Source organism: Patescibacteria group bacterium, assembly GCA_035529375.1.
Taxonomy (GTDB): Bacteria; Patescibacteriota; Microgenomatia; order PFEM01; family JAHIFH01; genus DATKWU01.
Map to the genome: position 1 here is coordinate 22176 of DATKWU010000005.1, position 23750 is coordinate 45925.

Genomic DNA, 23750 nt, shown 5'->3' on the forward strand with positions numbered 1-23750 from the left:
TAAAAGTGAATAGAACAATTTTAATCTACCAAATTTAAGAACGTAGGCGGACTAATCTTCACGAACTACTCCTTCGATCGATTAGTACGACTTGGCTAAACACATTACTGTGCTTACACCGGTCGCCTATCAAGGTAGTAATCTCCTACCGATCTTTCCCGCGTTAAACGCGGAAGGATACCTTATCTTGAGATGGGCTTCCCGCTTAGATGCTTTCAGCGGTTATCCCGAAGGAATGTAGCTACCCAGCGATGCACCTGACGGCAACAACTGGCACACTAGGGATTCCCCCAACCAGGTCCTCTCGTACTATGGTCAGCTTCTCTCAAGTATCCAACGCTTACTGCGGATAGAGGCCGAACTGCCTTACGGCGTTCTGAACCCAGCTCACGTAGCGCTTTAATGGGCGAACAGACCAACCCTTGGGAGCTTCTCCACCCCCAGGATGCGCTGAGCCGACATCGAGGTAGCGAACCGCGCCGTCGATATGAACTCTTGGGCGCGACTACTCTGTTATCCCTGAAGTAGCTTTTATCCGTTAAGTCCCGTCCTTCCCACGAAGAAACGGGAGATCACTAAGACCGAGTTTCCTCCCTGCTCGACCCGTCAGTCTCGCAGTTAAGCCGGCTTTTGCCTTTGTACGTCCAGCGCGATTTCCATCCGCGCTAAGCCGACCTTTGTACGCTTGCGTTACCTTTGAGCAAGCGACCGCCCCAGTCAAACTACCCACCAGACACTGTTCCCAAATCCGCTTCCAGGATCTTTAGGTTAGAATTGAACTTATCAAAGAGAGGTATTTCACTGTTGGCCGAAGCCTCCCTCCTATTCTCGACAATCAATAAATTCAACCCAATGTCAAGCTATAGTAAAGCTTTACAGGGTCTTTTTGTCCTGCAGTAAGTAGGCCGCATCTTCACAGCCATTTCAATTTCACCGGGTGAGGGCTCAAGACAGTTGCTCGCTCGTTAAACCTTTCGTGCAGGTCGGAACTTACCCGACAAGGGACTTCGCTACCGTAGAACAGTTATAGTTACTGCTGCCGTTTACCGGGGCTTCAGTTCAGAACTCATCAAAAAAATTGAATCATCCTTCCCCTTAACCTTCCAGCACTGGGCAGGCCTCAGCCCGTATACTTTGGCTTTCGCCTTTGCACAGACCTGTGTTTTAGATAAACAGTCGGCAAGCATCTTTTGCTGCGGCCACGTCAAACGTGGCAGGGCATCTCCCGAAGTTACGCCCAGCTGTTTTGCCGAGTTCCTTAAACCCCCTTCTCCCGCTGGCCTTAGTATTCTCTACCTATCCACCTGTGTCGGTTTGCGGTACGGTCTCGATTGTTTCTCATTGCGAAGCTTTTCTCGGAAACTTAACGCCGTCTGATTGGCCTTCGACAAGCTCAGGCCTTTTCATCACTACTTACCGTCATGGTAACGGATTTTCCAATCACCACTGATTTGTAGCTTAAACGTCGAATCATTATGACGCCAGATATATCAAATTTCGTCTCTCCCCAACTAATAACGAAACAACCAAGGTACAGGAATATCAACCTGTTGTCCATCGACTACGCCATTCGGCCTCGCCTTAGGACCGACTAACCCGAAGTTGACGACCATTGCTTCGGAAACCTTGGATATTCGGCCAACCGGATTCTCACCGGTTTCTCGCTACTCATACCGGCATTCTCACTTGATGTCGCTCCAGCCCGGCTTACACCGTAGCCTTCACTGCTACATCAACGCTCCCCTACCGCACCAAGTAAACTTGGCACCTCTGTCTTCGGTACGAACCTTAGCCTCGTTAGATCTTCGGCGCAAAACCCCTCGACTAGTGAGCTGTTACGCTTTCTTTAAAGGATGGCTGCTTCTAAGCCAACCTCCTAGCTGTCTGAGCGATTTCACTTCCTTTTACACTTAGATTCAATTTAGAGACCTTAGACGAAAGTCTGGATTGTTTCCCTTTAGTCCCACCAGCTTAGCCCGGCGGGGCTGACTGCCCTGATGAACCCCAAAGAATTCGGAGTTTGATTGAATATGAGACGTTTCCGCCCCATATCCATTCAGTGCTCTACCTCTCTGGTTTATATCAGAACGCTATACCTAAATATATTTCGGGGAGAACCAGCTATCACCGGGCACGATTAGCATATTACTCCTATCCGCAGGTCATCCAAGCCTCTTGTACCAGACACTGGTTCGGGCCTTCACCCATCTTTCGATAGGTTTCACCCTGCCCACGGATAGCTCGCCCGGTTTCGGGTCTTCCACACTCTCTTGACGCCATTTTAAGACTCGGTTTCCCTGCACCTTCCCCACAAAATGGGTTAGATTTATAGAGAGAATGAAAACTCGCCGGTTCATTCTTCAATAGGCACGCCATCATCCGCTAAAAGCGGACTTTGACTGTTTGTCAGCAGATAATTTCAGGTTCTATTTCACTCCCCTCCCGGGGGACTTTTCACCTTTCCCTCACGGTACTAGTTCACTATCGGTCTGTTTGGGTATTTAGTCTTGGAGCGTGGTCGCCCCAGATTCCCACAGGAGTTGATCTCTCGTGGTACTTAGGATCCCTCTAGGGGTACTTTGGATTTTGCCTACAAGGCTTTCGCTCTCTTTGGCGTACCAATTCCAGATACTTCGGCTATCCTCGGTACTCCCATATTAAGGTCCTACAACCCCCATCAATTGATGGGTTTAGACTTTTCCGTTTTCGCTCGCCGCTACTAACGAAATCTCTTCGATTTCTTTTCCTCGCCCTACTAAGATGTTTCAATTCGGGCACTTACCTCTCTAGCGTCTAGATGTCACAAAAGTGACACTTTGACGCTGAGTGATCCGTCGAAACGGACCGGGTTTCCCCATTCGGAGACCGCCGGATCGCAGGTTGCTTGACACCTCCCCGACGAGTTTCGTCGTCACGCCACGTCCTTCTTCGGCCCAAACAGCCAAGGCATTCATTATCTGCATTAATTAGAGTAGCTCTTCTCTGTGAAGATTTAATCCACCTCCGCCCTTATGGGCTTTGGTAGATATTTTATTACTTTATTCTATTCACTTTTCAAGGAGCCAAGGTGGACCGAAGCGGCTTCGAACCGCTGACCTCCTGTATGCAAAACAGGTGCTCTGCCAACTGAGCTATCGGCCCAATTTTTTTAGCTCTTCATCTATTTCTTTGAGATAAGCTAAAAGAGTCTCGTATTCAGTCATCTTAAGATGATATCTAGTACTATCATGTCCGGGCCAAATTTCTTCAGAGTCTTCCTCTTCCTCTCTCATCCTTTTTTGAACTTTTCTGAGCCTCTCAAGGGCCTTCTCCTGACTTTGAAGAAGAGCCTTTTTTTTCTCTTCTTTTGAGATCTGGTTATTCATTTCTCAAATTCTTTATTTCTTCTTCGATACTGATTAAATGTGCTCGGGCGACATTCAACTGCGACTCTTGTAACTCTGTAGCTGAATCCTCGTGTTTAACGCCCTTAAAATTTTTTAACGCTTCATCAAGCTTTGCCTTAGCTTCTTCTTTTTTTATTAATAATTCTTGATATTTATTGACCATTTTTCCAAAAAACAAAAAAGTCGCCCGGAGGCGACCCTTTTAAGGTACCTAAGAAATCAGACTACGTCCCACGCCAAAAGAACTTGGTGATAACGTAATATTTCATCTGATTTCCCATAAGATTAAACCCGTCTGGGTTAAGCCTCCTTAATTACAATCTTATTATATGAGATTATTATACGGAATGACAGAATAGATGTCAAGCGGCTAGATATCCACTCTTTTTTATGTTAAAATTTTTCTGATCGGGCGCGTAGCTCAGTGGTTTAGAGCGCTTACCTGATAAGTAAGAGGTCCCTGGTTCGATCCCAGGCGCGCCCACTGCGTCAAGCCACAGTGGCGTGGTCAAAAAAGACGCCTAATTATGCCCGAAAAAGAAAAAATAATTTTAGAAATAAGAATACCTCGCGAAAACGAGTATACCCCAGAATCGGCGGCTAATCTATTCTCTGGTTTCAGTAAAGCCCTTTCTTCTCAGTCAATCTTTCAGAGAATTCTTAGAAAACAATCAGAACCCTTGATTTTAGAAATTACCTGTCATCAACAAGGAATTCACTTTTATGTGGCTGTTTCTGAAGAACTTTTGCCTTTTTTAGAGAGCCAAATCTTGGCCGCTTATCCCCTTGCAATTCTTAATCGTGTCCCTGACTATCTCCAAAATTGGGAAAAAGAATCTCTGAAAATCGGCCAGATGACTCAATCAACCAGTTATTATTATCCTATTAAAACCTATAAAGAATTCACTGATGTTGATTCACTCTCCTCTATTTTAGCGGTGATGTCAAAAGCCAGCGAAAATGATCTTTTGTTAATTCAGTTAGTCCTTCAAAAAGCCAGTTCAGGCTGGCAATCGTCAGCTCAAAGGGCCATCACTAAAGGAATCAGAATCAGTGAAACAGAAAGGCAAGCTTTACCTGGAGAAAATTTGATTAAACAAAAAATTGAAGAAGGCGGATTAAAAACGGGTATCCGACTAGCTACTTCTTCGGAATTGCTTTTAAAATCATTAGCTGGTGGTTTTGCTCCTTTTACTCGAGGTGATGGTAACTCCCTAGCTTTCAAAAAGCCTTCTGTTCTAAATAAAAATAAATTAAAAAACGCCATCTTAACCCACCAATCAGGTTTTACCCCACGTTATCAAATTTTTTCTGTTTCTGAATTGGCCACTTTCTGGCACCTGCCTGGACAAAGTGTCAAAATTCCTAATATTGCTTGGGGGCGTTCGGTTTTAACCGAAGCACCAGAAAATTTACCAATAGCTGAAGGTTTAACCGAAGAACAAAAGTCAGAAATTAATTTCTTTACTAGAACAGAATATAAAAATAAATTGATGACTTTTGGCATAAAAAAGGATGATCGTCGTCGTCATATTTATGCCGTTGGTAAATCTGGTACCGGTAAATCAACTATGATTGCCAACATGGCCATTGATGATCTGAAAAAGCGCCAGGGTTTGGCAGTAATCGATCCTCATGGTGACCTTTCAGAAATTCTTTTGGACTATATCCCCTCTCATCGGATAAACGATATCTGTTATTTAAATCCGGCTGATAAAGAATATCCCTTCTCTATCAATATTCTTGAGGTTGATGATCCTGCGCAAGCTGAACTTGTTGCTTCTGGAATTGTCTCTATTTTCTATAAACTCTACGCTCATTCCTGGGGACCAAGAATGGAATATATTTTGAGAAATACTTTACTCACCCTGGCTCAAACGCCCAACACTACTTTGGTTGATGTTCCTAGAATTTTAACTAACAAAAATTTCAGAAACGAAATCGTCGAAAAACTTCAAGATCAAGTTCTGACCAGCTTTTGGACCGAAGAATATAATAAGATGCCAGACAGATTAAGAGAAGAAGCTATTAATCCCATTTTGAACAAAGTCGGCCAATTTGTTACTTCACCTTTAATCCGCAGTCTTATTGGCCAACCCAAATCAACTATTAATTTAGAAAGAATCATGAATGAGGGCAAAGTGATTATTCTTAACCTCTCCCAAGGACGTTTAGGAGAAGATAATGCTGCTCTATTAGGAGCAATGTTAATTACCAAAATTCAATTAGCCGCCATGAATCGGGTTAATATTCCTGAAGAACAAAGACGGGATTTTTATCTTTACGTCGATGAGTTTCAAAACTTTGCTACCAGGGCTTTTATTAAAATTCTTTCTGAAGCAAGAAAATATCGTCTTAACCTTTGTTTAGCTAATCAATACATGGCTCAAATTGACGAAGACGTCCAGAAAGCAATCCTGGGAAACGCTGCCACTTTAATTTCTTTTCTAGTTGGCGCCGAAGACGCCAATATCTTAGAAAGAGAGTTTGGGGGTATTTATACAGAACAAGATTTGGTTGGTCTTTCCAACTTCCAAGTCGTGACTAAACTAGCGGTTGATAATATTACTTCCAGACCTTTCTTTGCCTATACCCTACCCCTACCTAAATCTAAGAACCAAAACCGAGAAAAAGTCATCAGAGTTTCAAGAGAAAGATTTTCTTATAAAAAGTAACCTCAACTTTTCAGTGGCATTAAAAAACCACCTTGATTAGGTGGTTTTTTCTTTAACCCTATTTACTGTGGTAGGAGACGTTAGTTTTGTTTCCTATCTCATAAATGAGATAAGCAAGAAAAACCAACAAAATCTTGGGGTGTCTTTTCCGCCAAAGGCGGATCGTTCACTCCAGAAAGGAGGTGATCCATCCGCTCCTTCCAGAACGGATACCTTGTTACGAGTTATTCCTGATCACTGAATTCGGCGTAGGCCGCTTTAAAAGCGGACTTCGGCCGCCCCCAGCTTTCCTGAAGTCACGGGCGGTGTGTACAAGACCTGAGAACGTATTCACCGCGGTCTGCTGACCCGCGATTACTACCGATTCCGGGTTCATGTGGGCGAATTTCAGCCCACAATCCCAACTGAGGATACGTTTAAGAGATTAGCTCCAGATTACTCTTTTGCAACTCGTTGTCGTACCCATTGTAGGATGTGTGTCGCCCTGGACATAAGCATCATACTGACTAGTCGTCATCCTCCCCTTCCTCCCGCGTTAAACGCAGGCAGTTCCGTATGAATATTTAACATACAGTAAGGGTTGCGCTCGTTTACCCACTTAAGGGAACACCCTACGGCACGAGCTGACGGCAGCCATGCAGTAGCTGTGCTAGCACCCTCAAAGGCTCCCTCGCTTTCGCGAAGGATGCAGCTAGCATGTCAAGCCCAGGTAAGGTTCTACGCTTTGTGTCGTATTAAACCACATGCTCCACCGGTTGTGCAGGTCCCCGTCAATTCCTTAGAGTTTTAACCTTGCGGTCGTACTTCCCAGGCGCCTCGCTTAACGCGTTAGCTTGCGCCACTCCATCGAAAAGATAGAGCAGCTAGCGAGGATCGTTTACGGCTAGGACTACAGGGGTCTCTAATCCCTTTTGCTCCCCTAGCTTTCGTTCCTCAGCGTCAGGTCATTCCCAGGTACCTGCCTTCGCCCTTGGCGTTCCTCCTGATATCAATGGATTTCACTCCTACACCAGGAATTCCAGTACCCCCTAAAGACCTCTAGTTTATCAGTATCCAAACCCGATCTGGGGTTGAGCCCCAGGCTTTGAACTTGGACTTAATAAACCGCCTACGAAACCCTTTACGCCCAGTAAATCCGGATAACGCTTCCACCCTACGTATCACCGAGGCTTCTGGCACGTAGTTTGCAGGTGGTTATTCTTTCTGTTTCGACAACAAAATAAAAGCGGTTTACAACCCGAAGGCCTTCATCCCGCACGCGGCGTCGCTGCGTCAGGCTTTCGCCCATTGCGCAAGATTCCCAGTTGCTGCCACCCGTAGGTGTAGGGCCCGTGTCTCAGTGCCCTTGTGGCTGACCATCCTCTCAGACCAGCTACCCGTCATTGCTTTGGTAGGCCATTACCCCACCAACAAGCTGATAGGACGCAGGCTCATCCTTCGGCAAGCAGTTACGCTTTTTCCCGTAAACGGCTTATGCGGTATTACCTCCGATTTCTCGAAGCTATTCCCCACCAAAGGGTAGATTCCTACGCGTTACTCACCCGTCCGCCACTATCCCACCGAAATGGGATCGTTCGACTTGCATGCTTAAGGCACGCCGCCAGCGTTCATCCTGAGCCAGGATCAAACTCTCAAAAAAAATTTCCTACCACAATAAATATTGTTAAAGGTTTACTATTCAATTTTCAAAGGACTCCTAAAAACTTAAAATCCCGGACCAAGCCGGGATTAATGCTTTATTGCGGGCAAACGCCCGACCTGGTCATTAAACTATGTCATTTCTTGGTTGATGATAACAAAATAGTTCTTAACTGTCAATCCCTATTCAAGCTAATTATTCCGCCTCCAAATACTTCCTCGCCTTGATAAAAAACCGCTGCTTGACCAGGAGCGACGCCTCGTTCTGATTCATCCAAAACAACTTTTACTTCTTTCTTTCCTCTAATCCTTGCTTTCAGAAGATCACCCTGATGACGAATTCTTACCTGACACTTTATTTCTTTTTTAGGCGGATTTCCAGAAAGCCAATTAACGTCTTTAACTAAAAATTCTTTCTTTTCTACTTCTTTGCCAAAACCGACGACTAACTGATTCTTTTTAACTTTCTTATCAACTACATAAAGAGGTCCTAGGACTTTTTTGTCAGTAATCTTAAAACCGTGCCTTTGGCCCACCGTATACAAAGGCAATCCTAAATGTTTACCAATCACTTGACCTTTAAGATTAACCACTTCACCAGGAATGATTTTTTCTTTAATTTGCCGTTTTAAAAAAGGTCGATAATCATCTTCTGGGAAAAAACAAATTTCTTGAGATTCAGGTCTTTCGGCCACTGGTAACTGCCATTTTTTAGCCATTTTAATTACTTCTTTTTTTTGATAATCACCAACAGGAAAAAATATCTTGGCTAGCTTTTTTTGATTAAGATTGTAAAGAAAATAAGATTGGTCTTTTTTCTTGTCTTTTCCCTTTAAAAGATGAAACTGTTTGTTTTTTACTATCCTTGCGTAATGACCGGTGGCCAAATAATCGTGGCCTAAATTTTGAGCATAAGTCATTAATTCTCCAAATTTGATAAAACGATTACAAACAACACAAGGATTTGGGGTTCGTCCTAAACCATATTCTCTTAAAAAGTAGTCAACTACTCTTTTTTTAAAAAGAGGGGCCACAAAGTCAACTTTAAAAAAAGGTATCTTTAATTGACTAGCGGTTCGTTGAGCCGATTGTAAACTGGCGGTATCGCAACACTTATTTAAAAAAGTCTGATCTTTTTCCCTTTCTGACCAAAGTTGCAGATGGAAACCCGCTACTTTGTAACCTTGTTTGACCAGTAAGACTGCGGCCACTCCGGAATCAACTCCCCCGCTCATAGCAACGGCGACTTTTTGTTTCTTCATGCCCCTCATTTTATCACGGAAGCCAAATGGAGCTTAATATAATTCTTTTTCGGGTGGAGAAATGGCTGTATCAGCGATAAATTATCTTCTTTTATAGACCCTGCTCAAAAACAGGGTAAGTTCAAATAAAACGATAAGAGGTAAAGAAAGAAGAATGTCGGCCAAAACTGAATCAATGGGAAGAAGGATAGCGAAGAAAAAAGAACCCAGATAAATCCACAGACGTTTTCGGCTTAACTCTTGGCGGCTGATGAGGTCAAAACGGACTAAGCAAAGCAAGAGAATTGGAAACTGGAAACTAATTCCCATTAGAGTGGAGATTAAAAGAAAGGTAGACAGAAGCTTACTGATATCTAACATGCTGCCGATACCTAATTGAACTGATTTGGCCTGGAAGACCTCGATCTGCCATTTCATAATTAGAGCCCCGAAAACAAATCCAATTAAAAAAAGGATGACGGAAAAAGGTAAGAATTTGATTATTCTTTTAAACTCTTTTCTCTTTAAAGCTGGTTTTAGAAAAGACAAAACCTGGATGATTAAAAGAGGAAGGGCGACTACCAATCCAGTAGCGATCCCGCAGCTGATGGCTAGATTAATGAACTGAAAAGGAGAGGTAAAAACAATGTTTATTCCTTCAAGAGGGAGAAGACTAAGTAAGAATTTAATGATTTTTTCATAAAAGATAAAACCAATAATTGTAGCAACAACAAAAACGGCGACGGTAAAAATGATTCTTTTTCTGATTTCTTTGAGGAAAGGGGAAAGTTTTTCTTTTATCTTGGCTAATTCAGAAGAATTTATAGGTTGGATATTAGTCGCAACCATGATGCCTTATTAAGCATTACCTTTGTCTTTTTTGTCGGTGCCTCCCGAGGCGTCTTTAAATTCTTTGAGTGCCTTAGCTACCCCTTCAAAGAGTTCTGGGATTTTCTTACCTCCGAAGAGGAAGACAACGATGACAGCGACAACTATTAGTTCTGTGGTCCCGATTGAGCGGAACATATCCTACACCTCCTTTTTATTTTAACCTCGCGAATAACGCAGGTTTTTAATCCTTACGTGATTCGCTTTTTTCAGTAGTCCCGGTAAGGCCGTCTTTGATTTTTTTAATTTCTCTGAAGCTTTCTCCCCCTACCCTGCCTAATTTAATGGCGAATTTACCGCCAAACAGGACCACAAGGATCAGAACAATAAGAATTACTTCTGTTGGACTGATATTTTTTAAGAAACTAAACATTTGATTAAATTTGACTATATAACTCAATATAACAAAATGCAAGAGCTAAAACAAATGGTTATTTTTTACCCATACTAGCTGCAAACCAATTAGAACCATCATAATACTCCAGACTGTTGGTTTGCAAGTTAAATCCCAAGATTCCCTGTTTGGCCTTTTTTGGTCTCTCCCCTGTTTTCCAGGAGGCAATTTTGGGCATGCCGAGCATTAAGAATAAGTCTTGACCGATATTTAGCAGGAGCGGATAACTCTTTTCCATTTTGACTTCACATCCATTGTATAGACTTTTTTCTTTTGGTGTCAAGTTTTAAGGGGGAGAAAAATTTTTGAGGGGTTAGCTGATTTTTTTCATTGGCAATTTCAGCCAAGAAGTTCCATTCCAGAACTCCAATGTTTTGCTTTCCACATTAAAGCCAAAAGTGCCCTTTTTAGCTTTCTTGGGCCGGCCAGTAGTGTTCCAAGAAGGAATGGAAACAGCCTTTAAGCCTAAATAACCCCTCTTGCTAACAACTTCCCTACCAACAATGAGGGGGTGTTTGTTAAAGATAACTGGCGCCGGAGGCGGAGTAGGAACAGGCCGAGGACTGGGCGAAGCTGAAGGTGAGGGGCTAATACTGGGTGAAGGTGTTGGTGAGGGTGAACCCGGTGTTGGTGAGGGTGATGGCGATGGGCTGGGGCTAGCAGACGTCGGTGAGGGTAGTGAGGGTGATGATGAAGGCGATGGAGATATTGAGCCACTGAGTGAGACCGACGGACTAAGACTAACGAGAATCGACGGTGAAACGCTTGGACTAATTGAGGCTGAGGGGCTGAGACTGGGTGAAACACTTGGACTAACTGATGCTGATGGACTAACGCTGGGTGAAACGCTTGGACTAACTGAAGCAGACGGACTGACCGATGGACTAGCCGAGGGGCTAAGCGATGGGCTGGCTGAAGGGCTAACACTTGGACTAACTGAAGCAGAAGGACTAACGCTGGGTGAAACACTTGGACTAACTGATGCTGATGGACTGACACTTGGACTAGCCGAGGGGCTAAGCGATGGGCTGGCTGAAGGGCTAACTGAAGGGGAAACACTGGCTGACGGAGAAACGCTAGGACTGACCGATAGACTGACCGAGGGACTCAGACTCGGTGAAACAGACGGACTCAGACTCGGAGAGACACTTGGTGAAACTGACGGACTTAAAGAGGGACTAGCCGATGGTGAAATACTGGCACTCGGACTAAGGGAGGGACTAACGCTTGGTGAAATTGAAGGAGACAAACTGGGACTCAAACTGGGAGATACCGAGGCAGATGGTGAAACACTTGGCGATATCGAAGGCGAAACCGATGGGCTTACTATCGGAGACAGACTTGGCGATACACTCGGTGAAATTGAAGGCGAGACCGAAGGGCTAGCACTCGGTGATACTGATGGACTAATACTGGGTGAAATTGAAGAAGATACTGAAGCACTTGGTGATACCGATGGACTCACACTGGGTGATACTGAGGGACTAATTGACGGACTGACTGATGGTGAAGCAGATGGGCTAACACTTGGAGAAACACTCGGTGAAACACTTGGACTGACGCTCGGCGAAACCGAAGCAGATGGTGAGACACTCGGCGATACTGAAGGAGAAAGCGATGGGCTCGCACTAGGTGAGGCCGACGGACTAATTGATGGGCTTACGCTTGGAGATGCGCTTGGTGATACTGAAGGGCTAATTGATGGTGATATCGAAGCCGAGGGAGATACTGAGGGGCTGATACTCGGAGAAACGGAAGGAGAAACTGATGGACTAACACTTGGAGAGACACTGGGGCTAATACTCGGGCTAACCGATGGCGAAACACTAGGTGAAACACTTGGGCTGATCGAAGCAGAAGGACTAATTGATGGTGAAGCTGATGGGCTAATTGATGGTGAAGCAGAGGGAGATGCCGATGGTGAAACACTTGGACTAGCGCTTGGAGAAACACTGGGCGATACAGAAGCTGAAGGAGAAACGCTCGGACTCACAGAGGGTGAAATACTGGGTGAGACTGATGGACTAGCTGATGGACTCACAGAGGGTGAAATACTGGGTGAAACTGAGGGACTAGCGCTTGGACTAATACTCGGACTGACTGAAGCGGAGGGTGAGACTGATGGGCTGACAGATAGACTGGCACTGGGTGAAACAGACGGACTTACAGACGGTGAAACACTTGCCGATGGAGAGACTGAGGGTGAGATTGATGGCGAGACAGAGGGACTGACTGAGGGAGATGCCGATGGTGAAACTGATGGACTAGCGCTTGGACTAACACTCGGACTCACAGAGGGTGAGACACTGGGTGAGACTGAAGGTGAAACACTTGCCGATGGGCTGACTGACGGACTGACTGAAGGACTCACACTAGGTGAGACTGATGGGCTGACAGATACACCGATAGAGGGTGAAACTGATGGACTTACTGAAGGCGAAACAGATGGACTGACACTGGGTGAAACTGAAGCCGATGGACTGACTGAAGGGCTGACTGAAGGTGAGACTGATGGACTAACTGACGGAGAAACAGATGGACTGGCACTGGGTGAGACTGATGGGCTGACTGACGGAGAAGCAGATGGAGAAATTGAAGGTGAGACGCTGGCACTCGGTGAAACGGATGGGCTTACCGATGGACTAACTGAAGGTGAAACTGAAGGAGAAACGCTAGGTGAAACACTCGGAGAAACAGACGGACTCACAGAGGGTGAGACACTTGCCGATGGAGAGACTGAAGGTGAAACTGATGGCGAGATAGACGGACTGACCGAGGGAGATGCCGATGGCGAAACAGATGGACTAGCGCTTGGACTAACGCTCGGACTCACAGAAGGTGAAACACTGGGTGAGACTGACGGTGAAACACTAGCTGATGGAGAGACTGAAGGTGAAACTGAAGGTGAAGCACTCGGAGATACACTCGGGGAAACTGAAGGCGAAACAGATGGACTAGCGCTTGGAGAAACAGACGGTGAAACACTTGCTGATGGACTAACTGAAGGAGAAACGCTGGGTGAAACCGACGGGCTAGCGCTTGGACTAACGCTCGGACTGACTGAAGCGGAGGGTGATACTGACGGACTCACAGAGGGTGAAACACTGGGTGAGACTGATGGACTAACTGAAGGCGAAACAGATGGACTAGCGCTTGGAGAAACACTGGGCGATACAGAAGCTGAAGGTGAAACGCTCGGACTCACAGAGGGTGAGACGCTGGGGCTTACTGAAGGACTTATAGATACACCGATAGAGGGTGAAACGCTTGGAGAGACAGACGGCGAAGCAGAAGGACTGACCGACGGTGAAACGCTTGCCGATGGACTAACTGACGGGCTGACCGATGGTGAGACGCTGGGTGAGACTGATGGACTTACAGACGGACTGGCACTAGGACTCACTGAAGGACTAACTGAAGGAGAAGCAGAAGGACTGACTGAAGGTGAAACACTTGCGCTCGGTGAAACAGACGGACTGACCGAGGGTGAGACGCTGGGGCTGACAGACGGGCTCACACTGGGTGAAACTGATGGACTAACGCTTGGAGAGACAGACGGCGAAACGCTTGCTGATGGACTGACACTGGGACTCACTGAAGGACTAACTGAAGGAGAAACCGATGGACTGACTGAAGGAGAGACTGAAAGCGAGACTGAAGGGCTAACACTCGGCGAAACACTCGGAGAAACCGATGGACTGGCTGAAGGTGAAATACTGGGACTCACTGAAGGACTAACTGAAGGGCTCACACTAGCTGAGGGAGAAACTGATGGTGAAACCGATGGGGAAATCGATGGTGAAACAGATGGACTGACCGAGGGGGAAATCGATGGTGAAACAGATGGACTGACCGACGGGCTAGCACTTGGCGAAACACTCGGGGAAGCTGAAGGAGAAACCGATGGGGAAACACTGGGAGAGACACTTGGACTGGCTGAAGGACCAGATGCCGTCAAAACCTGCGAGTGGGATTTATCTGTATCCAAAGGAATTATGGCGCCGGCAATTTTGACCCGGAAATAATAGGTGGTGCTAGAAGAAACATTGGCCGTCGGGACAATACAAACATCAAATTCGTTATTCTTTTTTTTAGTAACCGCGCAAGTATAAGTACCGCTTTCAATGTATTGCCCTTGCGAGGTGGTGTCAGTCAAAAGCCATTGCCCAACCACAGGTGGAGAAGGATTCCCTTCGGTTGCTTGACCATCGGCATAATTCCAGTGATTAGCAGCACCAAAAGACGTCCAACCATCAATATCATTAAGGGAATACTCCATCGTCCAAGCCCCACTCCCGTTTGTGTTACCTGTTTCCCCAATACGGATTCTCAATCTGGTCTTGTTGATATTATTGGGTAAGGTTGGCTTGGTATTTTCATTAGCCAGCTGGCTTGATGGTTCGATACCATCGTCCTGAAACCATTTCCAATTTCCTTGGTTGGGTGTAAATGCCATTTTTTATTTTTTTTCCATTAAATAACCGCCGTACCCATCAACGGCTAAAAACATTGTAACAAGATAACAACCTCTAAGAAAACCACTGAAGAGGGGTTTTAACCAAGTTTTTTGATTAAGTCTTTGGTTTTTCCCCCAGCCAGGAATTTCGCTATCAGTTTCCAACCAGCCTTGGCAACTGTTTTTAAAATCATCCTGACTCCAGCGGTTTTTTTGATTAAATTGTTACTGTGCCGGACGTCGATAATGGGCAAGGCCAATTTCTAGATGCTGGATAGTGGATTGAGCCGAAAAAATCACCCCGGAGGAAGGCAAGGATGATTTTTTCCTAGCCGGTTTGGTAGCGATATGTTTTGAACTGAGTTTGGCTTCTTTAGTTTTGAGTTTTTTCAAATCTTCATCGGTCCAACCTTTAACCGGCCAGAATTTCTCCACCAACCAAGAAACCGGATGCTTCTGATCTGGCAAACCCTTCAAGATTTGTTCCCAGACTTTTTTTCTGACCTCGTGCTGATCCTTACCTGAAGCAGGCCAAGGAAAACTAAAAGTGGCGTTTTTCGTCCGAAACATATGGGCATACCAAGTTTGGTGGTTAACCAGCACCCGGCCACCTTTCAACCAGGTTTTACAAGCGACTTCAATGCCTTGATGTCCCCAATTGCCAAGCGTTTCATCACACAAATTCCAATCCCAATATAATTGACGCAGACACATAAAACATGATCCTTGAATTGACATTATTTCGGTTAATCCCTTCTCCTTCTTATCTTTTTTGTATTCTGGCCGGCGGCGATATTCACCAAAATAAGCAAATGTGGGTTGAGCGTCAAAACAATAGGAATCGCTCTGGGGCCGCTCTTTGCCGATCCAAAGCATTTTTTTCTTCATTTTGTTCCCACAAGCAGGACATTTGGGTTCCCGATCTTGGTAAACTCGCTTGCCGCATTTATAGCACTTCCAGTCATAAGCCCACAGATTTCTCATCACCGGAAGCATCACCACTTTTTCATCCACTTTTCGGAAAGCCTCAATCATTTTTCTATCAAAACCCTTATCAAATGAACAATGAGCGTCCAATTTCATCACGTATTTGGCCCGGCTTAAGCGACAGGCCAGATTCTGAGCCGCCCTTTGGCCAATCGCCGGATTAACATAAATTAGACTCACCCGATCATGTTGTTCTATGGGTGAGTTGGCCCATTGGCCATCTAAAACAGCAATCACTTCCGTATCGGCCTCGATATTTTTTAAAATATCCTCGATCGTGTTTTCCAGGAATTCCTCATTCCTGGCTGGTATTAAGATTGACAAATCACGCATAACCGACAGCAATAACCGCTATTGGCCGTAAATTAGTGCCAAGAGCTTTTGCCACCCTCCTTTCTCTAAAAGCCCCAATCCAAACTGAGGCCAAACCCATCTCAACTAATAACAGTTGTAAATAAGCACCACAAATAGTCGCGTCTTGGATTGAATACAAATTCCTACCTCTGTCTCCATACCTTTTGGCGTAAGCTTCTGGGTTGGTACAGATTACGAGATACAGCGGCGCGTCTAAGGAAATAACCTTTTCTTTGGTGGCAATTACCTCAAAACCCCTAATTCCCCCGGCTGATGGCCCAGTTTTGGCTAAAGCAATCAACTTCGTCAAATCTGGCACTTCTTTTTCTTTAAATACCCTAATTGATTTTCTTTTTTTAATTACTTCTTTAAGTTCCATCTAGTTCACAAAACTTTATTAATGCCTCAATAATCGCTTTGTTGTAAGAATCTATCAATTTCTTGTTGTATTTTCCTTTCCAGCTTTTTAATATTTTTTTTGGTTTTCTAAAACAACAGATTAAGTAAACGTCGTTGCTCAAATGGGGCAAATACTTGTCAACCGTAAAAGCCGATCTAGGGTCTTTCCAGCCCCAAAAATCAGCCTTTTTTCTTTTAATTAACTGCTTAATTTCTTGTGTCCAATCTTTATCAGGATGACGGATCATTAACTTATTTAGTTTCAAAAAATCTGGATCTTCATAAAAATCCTTATTATATGTTTTTACTTTTTTTCCACCCCTTCTATCCCAGTTAAAACCCTTCTTCACACTACCCATCTTTACTCCCCCTATTTCAAGGAGTTTAGAAATAAACGAAGTCGCCGAGTTGGGACAACCAAGCACTATATAAGTCTTTTCTTCCTTGCTGTGTATTTTAATCGTCATATTATTCCATTTTTTTTGAACAATTTTTTTAATCTTTTGGTAACTAATGGCTTGCCTAGCCTGTTTTTTCCGTAAACGCAAACTTCCAGATTAGCGTTCTCTGACTCCCGGTCAACCGGCCTCCTATCGAAGGGGTGAAAGTGAATCACTTTCAGTGGTTTGTCGGCAATCTCATAAGTTTTAACAATATCTCTTCTTCTGGTCGCAAAATTATAGGTGATGTTGATTCGGTTGATTCTCTTTTTCAAATATTGGAATCTTTTTTTCTTGAGAATGTCCAGCAAGACGACTTCCTCGTTAGCCCGATAGGCGTCGGTTGTCCGCTTCCAAATATCGAAAATATATTCCGCCTTCGTGTCAAAGAATATCGTTCCCGTACTCCACCTTTTATCTAGCGTAAAATGAATAACCGTCTTGCCGTAATCAGTCAAAGCCAAATCGTAACCATCAAGCATTTGTTTCGCCTCGCCTTCAGTTATTTTTTGGAGCTGGAAAGCATCGTTGTCGTGATACCAAAAAATATCATCGCTGATAATGCCCATGTTATACAGGGTAATAATCGCATTAATTTTAGTCGCTGTCGGTTTGATATGGTTGAAATTATCATCCCCAATGACCAATGCTTTAACCCCTTCATACTCGTAATCAAAGCTGGTCACCAATAAAATGTCTTTCCGTTTCCACCCCAACTCCAAACTGTTATCAATCTGGATTTTTATCAAAGACTCAACCTCACTACTCCAGTTGTACTGGTCACTTACAAAACTTCTGTTTGGACTGATGTAAATTAGTAAGTTTTTCATTTGATCCAAAACCAACTTGGGCAACGGTCGCTGTCTTTTCCAATAACATACCAATTCTTTATCCTATTAGCCTGGGTATAGGCATCAACCGCAAACTTGACCTGCATATTTTCCCAAGCCCAAGGTTGCTTTCTCTTTTTAAAGTCCTCTGGATGAATATAATCATGTCCAGCAATCGTCCCACCCTTCCTGACTTTCTTTGACCAACCATCAATGTCCTCAGCCACATACTTTAAAATATGATTGCCGTCAATATAAACAAAATCCAAACTCTCATTCTCAAAGTTCTTTAAAGCCTCCATCGAGGTTTTTCTCACAACGGTAGCGTTTTCGTAACGGGATAAAAGTTTCCAAGCCCGATGATAAAGATATTCTTGTCTCTCTACTCGGGCGTCTTCTACTCGATCAAAGCCGGGATAGGGTGTCCAATAATCTATGGCGTAAATTTTCAATCCCGCCTTACAAAACTTTCTAGAAAACCAGCCTTTGTAAACTCCGATTTCTGCTCCGATTTGGTAACCCATTTCCTTAAAAAAGCCAGGTAAATCATTTCGTGAAGAACCGGGAATCACAAAAGGGTTGTCTTGGTGTTTAATTCCTTTAATTATTTTCATTCTATTTTTTGTAAATTTCTTTCACTCCTTTCATTAAACTCGCCCTTACTTTCTTGCCGTTTCCCCAATAAGGCAAGTCGTAAATCGGCGCTCTTTCGGAATGGGTATAGTACCTCATACTCCGATGGGTTTTAACTTGAAACACAGGGTTTTTTGTTTTCCAATAATAAATCTTGTCAAAAATATCGTCTTTCTTTGTTCTCTCTTTGGGAAAGTTCTTTTCTTCTACTGACCACTGAGGCAATCCTTTAAACTGTTCACCTAATACCTTTAGATAATATTTTCTGCCGATAACTTGGGCGTGGGTTGCCCCTTCCTTTTTGTAAAACCAGTAATTCCGGTGATCACCCATGACATAGACATTCGAGTTTCGGTAACACCGATCCAATTCTCTTGGTCTGAAGGTAAAATAATCGGGAGGATACATGCAGTCGGCCTCGGCCGAGATGACGAAATCGGCCTTTGTGTTTTGACAGCCTATTTGAATTTGCCTGAACATATTAAAATTAGAAGCGCCCACGTTGCCGATGCAGATGTTTTTCCCAAAGTTAATCGGTTCTTGAGAAACGCTAATAATCGGCAAATCAGTCACTTTCAAAATGTTTGCTTTGATCCTATTTTCAAACTCAGGGTGCTCCTGATTGCTAGTGTAGTATATAATAGTTGCCGTCATGTTAGCTTTTGATATAGTTTGACTACGTTTTCAATATGATATGGTTCCGCCATTTTGATTAATTTTTCAGGCCATTGATCGTATTCTGCTTTTAACTTTTTAACTCCTGCCAGCAGTTCTTTCATATTGTTGGCAGGCAGATAGTAACCTTCAATTTCTTTGTAGCTTTTTAGCGGGTAGGCAACGGTAGGAACTCCAAATGAGGCGGCATTGATAATTTTAGTGGGTGTTTTGTGAATGCTCTGATCTCCCAACTCCCAGCCCCCGATTACCAAAATGTCAATGTTTTTGTAAAAATTAGCAGCATCTTCCCTCCCTTCAAACTTAAAACAAGTAACAAAATCAAAACCTATTTCTTTAACGGCCCTCCCTATTCGCCCATATATTTCTCTCGCAATTGGCGAAACGCTTCCGGTATATCCACAAGTATTAACTTCCTTCCGTTCTCTTCTTTGCCCTTCCCAATTGAGGTGGTGATGAGGGATAAGAACGACTTTGTTCGCTAAATGATTTTTCAGCCAATCGTAACTTCTCTTTGAGGCGGCGATTAAATTAATCCCTGGTCTTTTTTTCAGCTTTTTAATAAACTTGCCTCCATCCAAAACATCTACCCAGTCGCCATCCTCAATATCGTCTAAATTACTTGGCTTAAGATAAATGCAGACATCGTTCTTGTATTTTTTCTTTGGGTTAATTCTGGCACCCAAAAACTTAGCCATCTGATATCCTCTTATTTCTGTTGAAAGATAGCCTCCATGCTTCTTAGGCCAAAAAATGCTAATCATCCTTTCTTTGATATTCCTTCTTTCATCGAAATATTCGTTGATAGCATTGACCAGCTCTGAACTAAATCTTTTTAAATCCTGAAGTTCCTTGGCGTCTTTTTTTGTGCGTTTATCTCTTTGAACTTTATCGACCAAATGAAATATTTTAATGTTGGTTATTCCCAGTTCGTCAATTAATGCTCCTATTGTCTTTTTCATACAAACTTTCTCCTTAAATTTTTTGCTTTTCCCCAAATGGGAATATCATAAGCTCTTACTGGCCAAGGATATTTTCTTCTTCTTTGATTTAATTTATCCATCGATTTCTGGTGGTAAAAACTAACTACTGGCGCTTTGGTATAAAATGTTTCAGCTTTTATCAAATCATATTTAAGCATTACCCGTTTATCTCCTAATTCCCCATGTAAACCATGACGCATCTTATCCAAGTTTTGAAGCCTATTTTCAATTGCTTTTATTATTGCGTTACGAGTGGCTATCATCAACCCACCACCACAACGGGGCTTATGAAAATAGTATGATCTCCCCCATGTAAAAAGATGCCACCTATTCAGATTGTAAAAGAACCCTTCTTTATTTGGTCTAAATTGAAAGTGTTGTTCAGGATAAAGAGTGTCATCGTCTGCTATGGCTATGTAGGGAGTTTTAGCTAGCTTTGCCCCCCTTAACTTTTGCTCAAAGAGATTTACTACCCCGTATTCCGTCTGAATCAAGTTCTTTCCCCAATCTAATGGCTTGCGTGAAATAGTAATTATTGGGCAACCACCAGACGCTTCCAATAGTTTTTCCTTATGAAACTCCGCCCACTTTTCAGGCACTAGGTTTGGTGTACACATTATTATTGTTAAATCCTTCATAGTAGTTTTCGGTAAAAATCTTTATTTATCTTGGTAAAACCTACCTTCTCATATAATTTTTTGGCTGGTAGATTATCTTTATTCACTACCAATTCTACTGAATCCACATTTTTATCTTTAGCCAATGCCAATGCCTTATCAAGCAATTCAGTTCCAATGCCCATTCTCCGATGTGCCTTCTCGACTTCAACCACATCTATTATCATCACGTTAGCCTTCCCATTGTTATAGAAAGTGCATAAACACGACCCGCTTTTTACCTTTATTTTTTGCTGTTCCATTTATTAAATGTCTCCCCTATGTAATTAACATCTTCTATCGTTATCCGACTATGAAGCGGAAGATAGAAATACTTATCTTCCAACCTATTCATATTCGGCAATTCCTGTTTCTTCTTACCAAACACTTCAAAGATGTCGTTCCTCAGTTGAACCAAGTCGCACTCAATGCCATTCTCTCGAAGGTATCTTATTAGCTCATCCCTTTCGTCTGACAGAATCATAAATAGCCAATAAGAACCACCACATATCTTCCTATAAGAGGATAACTTTTTCATATAGGCTTCACATAAAGTTTTCCTGTACTCTAGGATTTCGTCTGTGTATTTAAGTCCTATTAATCCCAAGGTGGCGGCGATATCGTTCATATGGAACTTATAACCAGCCTCTTTAATTTCTTGAGCCATCTGGTGATTAACAACGCATCTCCACCCTGCTCGCTTTTTGGCTTCTCTGTCAATACCAAACCACCTTAATCTTTTAGCCCGATTGTAAATCTGTTTATTCCTAACCACCAACATCCCACCATCACCAGTAGTAAAATGCTTAATCGCCTGAAAAGAGTAACAAATATAATCCCCATAGTCCTCACTTATTCCAAGTGACTGGGCAGCATCTATTACAACTGGCACTCCGTAACGCTTGGCGATAGTAAAGATTCTCTTATCAACCTGAAGTCCACCCAAATTGACTACCACCAATGCCTTTGTTTTGTTACTTATTTTTTTCTTGACATCATCATAGTTCACCAAAAAATCTTCGTTAATATCTAAAAAATTAATATTGGCTTCTCTGTGGAGTAACGGCAGATTAGTTGCGGTACAAGTAAAAACAGCAGTTAAAACTTCATCACCGCTCCCAATCCCGATAAGATGATATGCTAGTTCCAAGGCAGCCGAACCACTATTTACGCCTAGGCAATATCCATAGCCAAATTTCTTCCCAAAGGCTTTCTCAAATTCCTCTACTTTCGGTCCTTGCCCAAGCCATCTGGTATCGAATATCTTGGATAACTCCTCTAACCATTCTTCTTTATATATTTGTGGATGAAATAACTGAATCACTATACCCTCCTTACAATTGTTGTCTTGTAACCAAGATGTTCCAAAATTTCCTTTCGGTGGTTGCCGTCAAGGATTTTGTAATGCTTATTAACGATAATCGGCTCCTTGATGCCAAACTTTTTAACATCCCAATACATTCTTACCTTGTCATACATCCATTTTTCCAAATCCTCTCGTGGCTTGCGTCGGTGTTTTTTACAAAACATCTTAAAATATCTGGTCTGTAGAGGATGAACTCCTTGGTCTAATTCCGAATAATACATTCCCTGAACGTGATTACCCCTGAGCAACTTATTTAGTTCCACCCTTTCTAAACATGGGTTTTTAAAGCAATAAGATTCCAAACTCCTCGGGCGGGGATCGTCCTCCGTTGAGAGTTGGGGAACATGGCTAACTAACTCCCAATTTTTAAAATACCTTAAGATATTATGTTTATATCCTGAGGCCATACAAAAGTATTCTTTTTTACGAATGGCGGTGATAATGCAATACCTTGCCTTTTTTTGGAGGATATCCAATAAATCAAGCCATTCCTGAACCAACAAATAGTAGTGCGAGTTGATAAAGGACATGTAGTCAGCCACAGGTATCGCATCGATCAAATCCTGCATCCGACCACATCTCAAACTATACCTACCGCTAACTTTGGCCTGATAAGCCAATCCTCTTTCAACCGCTTCAGGATTAAATTCAGTCCCTACCACTCTCTCAAACCCCATATCTTCAGCAAATTTCAAAAACAAACCAGCATTGGTACCCATATCTACATAGGTTAGGCCTTTAACGTTCCCGTTAAAGTGGGGAACGACATAATTATTCCACTTACTTTTGCCCCAAAACTTACTGTTAATCTGTTTATCAGTCAGATCAGTTTTAACCCCATCCTCTAAATACTGGTAGTTAGTAAATTTCATTTGAACCACTTAGGTACAATTTCTTTTTCATAATAATCACGCCAAATTTTTAAAGTGTAAGCAAACCCATCTCTAGCTTCTTGGCCACCGTAGCCATGAGTCCGGGGGAATTTGCGGTGTTTGTGGGCGTGCCAAGTGTTTTTGTTGACCATCAACTTTCCGCCCGCTTGCCAAGTTTTGAACTGCATTTCGTGTGAATCTTGGTAGTGGGTTCCATACCCTCCGCTTTGCAGTTCGCCAATGACCTCATCCCACCATTTTTTCTTCATCACCCAACAAGACCCCTGCATTGCCATCGTTTCATCCAACACGATTTCTTTCCTTTCTTTAGCTCTCCTCGGCCAATTAAGACCTGAAAACTTTTCTGTTTTGCCTCCTTTACCATCGCTGACTTTGCCGATAATTAACTTCATATAATCAACTGGGGGAATATCCATTACCTCCCATTTCTCAACATCCAGAAAGTAGCGTCTTGGGGTAACAATCCAGCTGTGTTTAATTTGGGAAGTTAATATCTTGTCATAGCCTTTGGCAAAAGTGGCGTGTTCGTCTGTCCGCATAATGTATTTGCCCCGAGCAACTCTTATACCGCAGTTGATGGCGTTCCTCATGCCCTGATTTTTGCCAAGATGAATCACTCTTAGGCGGGGGTCATCTTTTAATTGGGGGTTGGGCCAATAGCCGTCCAAAATAGCGATTACCTCAAGTCTTTCTCCCAAGACAGAGTTTGCCAATAGAGAATCGGTCGTCTTTTGGAGCAGAGGATCCTTGTAACTTGGAATGATCACCGATAGATTTATCATTATTAATTTCTTTCCACCCTCTTAATAAGACAAGCCCCAACTTTAAGAAGATTGCCGGGGCAGCAAATTCGGCT

Annotated in this window: 21 protein-coding genes, 2 tRNA genes and 2 rRNA genes; 3 read left to right on the forward strand and 22 right to left on the reverse strand. The window is 43.2% G+C overall.

The window, feature by feature from the left end:
* Positions 1-61: 61 nt before the first annotated feature.
* From VMY36_00800 to VMY36_00815, 4 genes are all read right to left on the reverse strand, one after another.
* Positions 62-2977: ribosomal RNA gene (locus VMY36_00800) — 23S ribosomal RNA — on the reverse strand.
* A gap of 91 nt (positions 2978-3068) precedes the next feature.
* A tRNA-Ala gene (locus tag VMY36_00805) sits at positions 3069-3141 on the reverse strand.
* A complete protein-coding gene (locus tag VMY36_00810) occupies positions 3132-3365 on the reverse strand; it encodes a hypothetical protein (protein HUV42430.1) in 234 nt (77 codons plus the stop codon). The genes VMY36_00805 and VMY36_00810 overlap by 10 nt, the downstream gene beginning before the upstream one ends.
* Positions 3358-3549 carry a hypothetical protein gene (locus VMY36_00815; GenBank protein ID HUV42431.1) on the reverse strand — a complete coding sequence of 64 codons (192 nt, stop codon included), beginning with the start codon at positions 3547-3549 and terminating at the stop codon, positions 3358-3360. The genes VMY36_00810 and VMY36_00815 overlap by 8 nt, the downstream gene beginning before the upstream one ends.
* Before the next feature lie 247 nt (positions 3550-3796).
* Between VMY36_00815 and VMY36_00820 the strand changes: the two genes are divergently transcribed.
* Both VMY36_00820 and VMY36_00825 read left to right on the forward strand, forming a co-directional pair.
* A tRNA-Ile gene (locus VMY36_00820) sits at positions 3797-3870 on the forward strand.
* 43 nt (positions 3871-3913) lie between these two features.
* Complete coding sequence (locus VMY36_00825) at positions 3914-6061, forward strand: type IV secretion system DNA-binding domain-containing protein (protein ID HUV42432.1); 2148 nt, start codon at positions 3914-3916, stop codon at positions 6059-6061.
* 175 nt (positions 6062-6236) lie between these two features.
* On the opposite strand, the gene VMY36_00830 is transcribed toward VMY36_00825, so the two are convergent.
* From VMY36_00830 to VMY36_00855, 6 genes are all read right to left on the reverse strand, one after another.
* Positions 6237-7700 (reverse strand): 16S ribosomal RNA (locus VMY36_00830).
* 175 nt (positions 7701-7875) lie between these two features.
* On the reverse strand, positions 7876-8961 hold the full coding sequence (gene mnmA / locus VMY36_00835; GenBank protein HUV42433.1) for a tRNA 2-thiouridine(34) synthase MnmA: 1086 nt from the start codon (positions 8959-8961) through the stop codon (positions 7876-7878).
* Positions 8962-9042: 81 nt separating this feature from the next.
* Positions 9043-9789: a twin-arginine translocase subunit TatC gene (locus tag VMY36_00840; GenBank protein ID HUV42434.1), complete on the reverse strand. Its 747-nt coding sequence runs from the start codon at positions 9787-9789 to the stop codon at positions 9043-9045.
* Between the two features lie 9 nt (positions 9790-9798).
* Positions 9799-9966, reverse strand: a complete 168-nt coding sequence (locus tag VMY36_00845) for a twin-arginine translocase TatA/TatE family subunit (protein ID HUV42435.1) — start codon at positions 9964-9966, stop codon at positions 9799-9801.
* A gap of 46 nt (positions 9967-10012) precedes the next feature.
* Positions 10013-10201 (reverse strand): twin-arginine translocase TatA/TatE family subunit, encoded by a 189-nt coding sequence (locus VMY36_00850; GenBank protein ID HUV42436.1) that lies wholly within the window; start codon positions 10199-10201, stop codon positions 10013-10015.
* Positions 10202-10259: 58 nt separating this feature from the next.
* The gene (locus VMY36_00855; GenBank protein ID HUV42437.1) at positions 10260-10460 is read right to left on the reverse strand and encodes a hypothetical protein; all 201 of its coding nucleotides are present in this window, start codon (positions 10458-10460) and stop codon (positions 10260-10262) included.
* 277 nt (positions 10461-10737) lie between these two features.
* Between VMY36_00855 and VMY36_00860 the strand changes: the two genes are divergently transcribed.
* Positions 10738-14247: a hypothetical protein gene (locus tag VMY36_00860; protein ID HUV42438.1), complete on the forward strand. Its 3510-nt coding sequence runs from the start codon at positions 10738-10740 to the stop codon at positions 14245-14247.
* 656 nt (positions 14248-14903) lie between these two features.
* Here VMY36_00860 and VMY36_00865 read toward each other — a convergent pair.
* From VMY36_00865 to VMY36_00920, 12 genes are read right to left on the reverse strand one after another with little or no spacing between them, the layout of a single operon-like run.
* Complete coding sequence (locus VMY36_00865) at positions 14904-15998, reverse strand: glycosyltransferase (protein ID HUV42439.1); 1095 nt, start codon at positions 15996-15998, stop codon at positions 14904-14906.
* The gene (locus VMY36_00870; protein HUV42440.1) at positions 15991-16398 is read right to left on the reverse strand and encodes a nitroreductase family protein; all 408 of its coding nucleotides are present in this window, start codon (positions 16396-16398) and stop codon (positions 15991-15993) included. The genes VMY36_00865 and VMY36_00870 overlap by 8 nt, the downstream gene beginning before the upstream one ends.
* Positions 16388-16885, reverse strand: a complete 498-nt coding sequence (locus tag VMY36_00875) for a hypothetical protein (GenBank protein ID HUV42441.1) — start codon at positions 16883-16885, stop codon at positions 16388-16390. The genes VMY36_00870 and VMY36_00875 overlap by 11 nt, the downstream gene beginning before the upstream one ends.
* Positions 16882-17688 (reverse strand): hypothetical protein, encoded by an 807-nt coding sequence (locus VMY36_00880; GenBank protein HUV42442.1) that lies wholly within the window; start codon positions 17686-17688, stop codon positions 16882-16884. Before VMY36_00880 ends, VMY36_00875 begins: the two co-directional genes overlap by 4 nt.
* Positions 17685-18302 carry a class I SAM-dependent methyltransferase gene (locus VMY36_00885; protein ID HUV42443.1) on the reverse strand — a complete coding sequence of 206 codons (618 nt, stop codon included), beginning with the start codon at positions 18300-18302 and terminating at the stop codon, positions 17685-17687. Before VMY36_00885 ends, VMY36_00880 begins: the two co-directional genes overlap by 4 nt.
* A 1-nt stretch (position 18303) precedes the next feature.
* Entirely contained in the window at positions 18304-18975 is a 672-nt protein-coding gene (locus tag VMY36_00890) for a hypothetical protein (GenBank protein HUV42444.1), read from the reverse strand.
* Complete coding sequence (locus tag VMY36_00895; GenBank protein ID HUV42445.1) at positions 18972-19958, reverse strand: hypothetical protein; 987 nt, start codon at positions 19956-19958, stop codon at positions 18972-18974. Before VMY36_00895 ends, VMY36_00890 begins: the two co-directional genes overlap by 4 nt.
* A complete protein-coding gene (locus VMY36_00900; protein HUV42446.1) occupies positions 19955-20578 on the reverse strand; it encodes a hypothetical protein in 624 nt (207 codons plus the stop codon). Before VMY36_00900 ends, VMY36_00895 begins: the two co-directional genes overlap by 4 nt.
* Before the next feature lie 35 nt (positions 20579-20613).
* On the reverse strand, positions 20614-20898 hold the full coding sequence (locus VMY36_00905) for a GNAT family N-acetyltransferase (protein HUV42447.1): 285 nt from the start codon (positions 20896-20898) through the stop codon (positions 20614-20616).
* Positions 20880-21959, reverse strand: a complete 1080-nt coding sequence (locus tag VMY36_00910; GenBank protein HUV42448.1) for an aminotransferase class V-fold PLP-dependent enzyme — start codon at positions 21957-21959, stop codon at positions 20880-20882. Before VMY36_00910 ends, VMY36_00905 begins: the two co-directional genes overlap by 19 nt.
* Positions 21959-22873: a hypothetical protein gene (locus tag VMY36_00915; GenBank protein HUV42449.1), complete on the reverse strand. Its 915-nt coding sequence runs from the start codon at positions 22871-22873 to the stop codon at positions 21959-21961. The genes VMY36_00910 and VMY36_00915 overlap by 1 nt, the downstream gene beginning before the upstream one ends.
* A complete protein-coding gene (locus VMY36_00920; protein HUV42450.1) occupies positions 22870-23676 on the reverse strand; it encodes a glycosyltransferase family 2 protein in 807 nt (268 codons plus the stop codon). The genes VMY36_00915 and VMY36_00920 overlap by 4 nt, the downstream gene beginning before the upstream one ends.
* Positions 23677-23750: the final 74 nt, after the last annotated feature.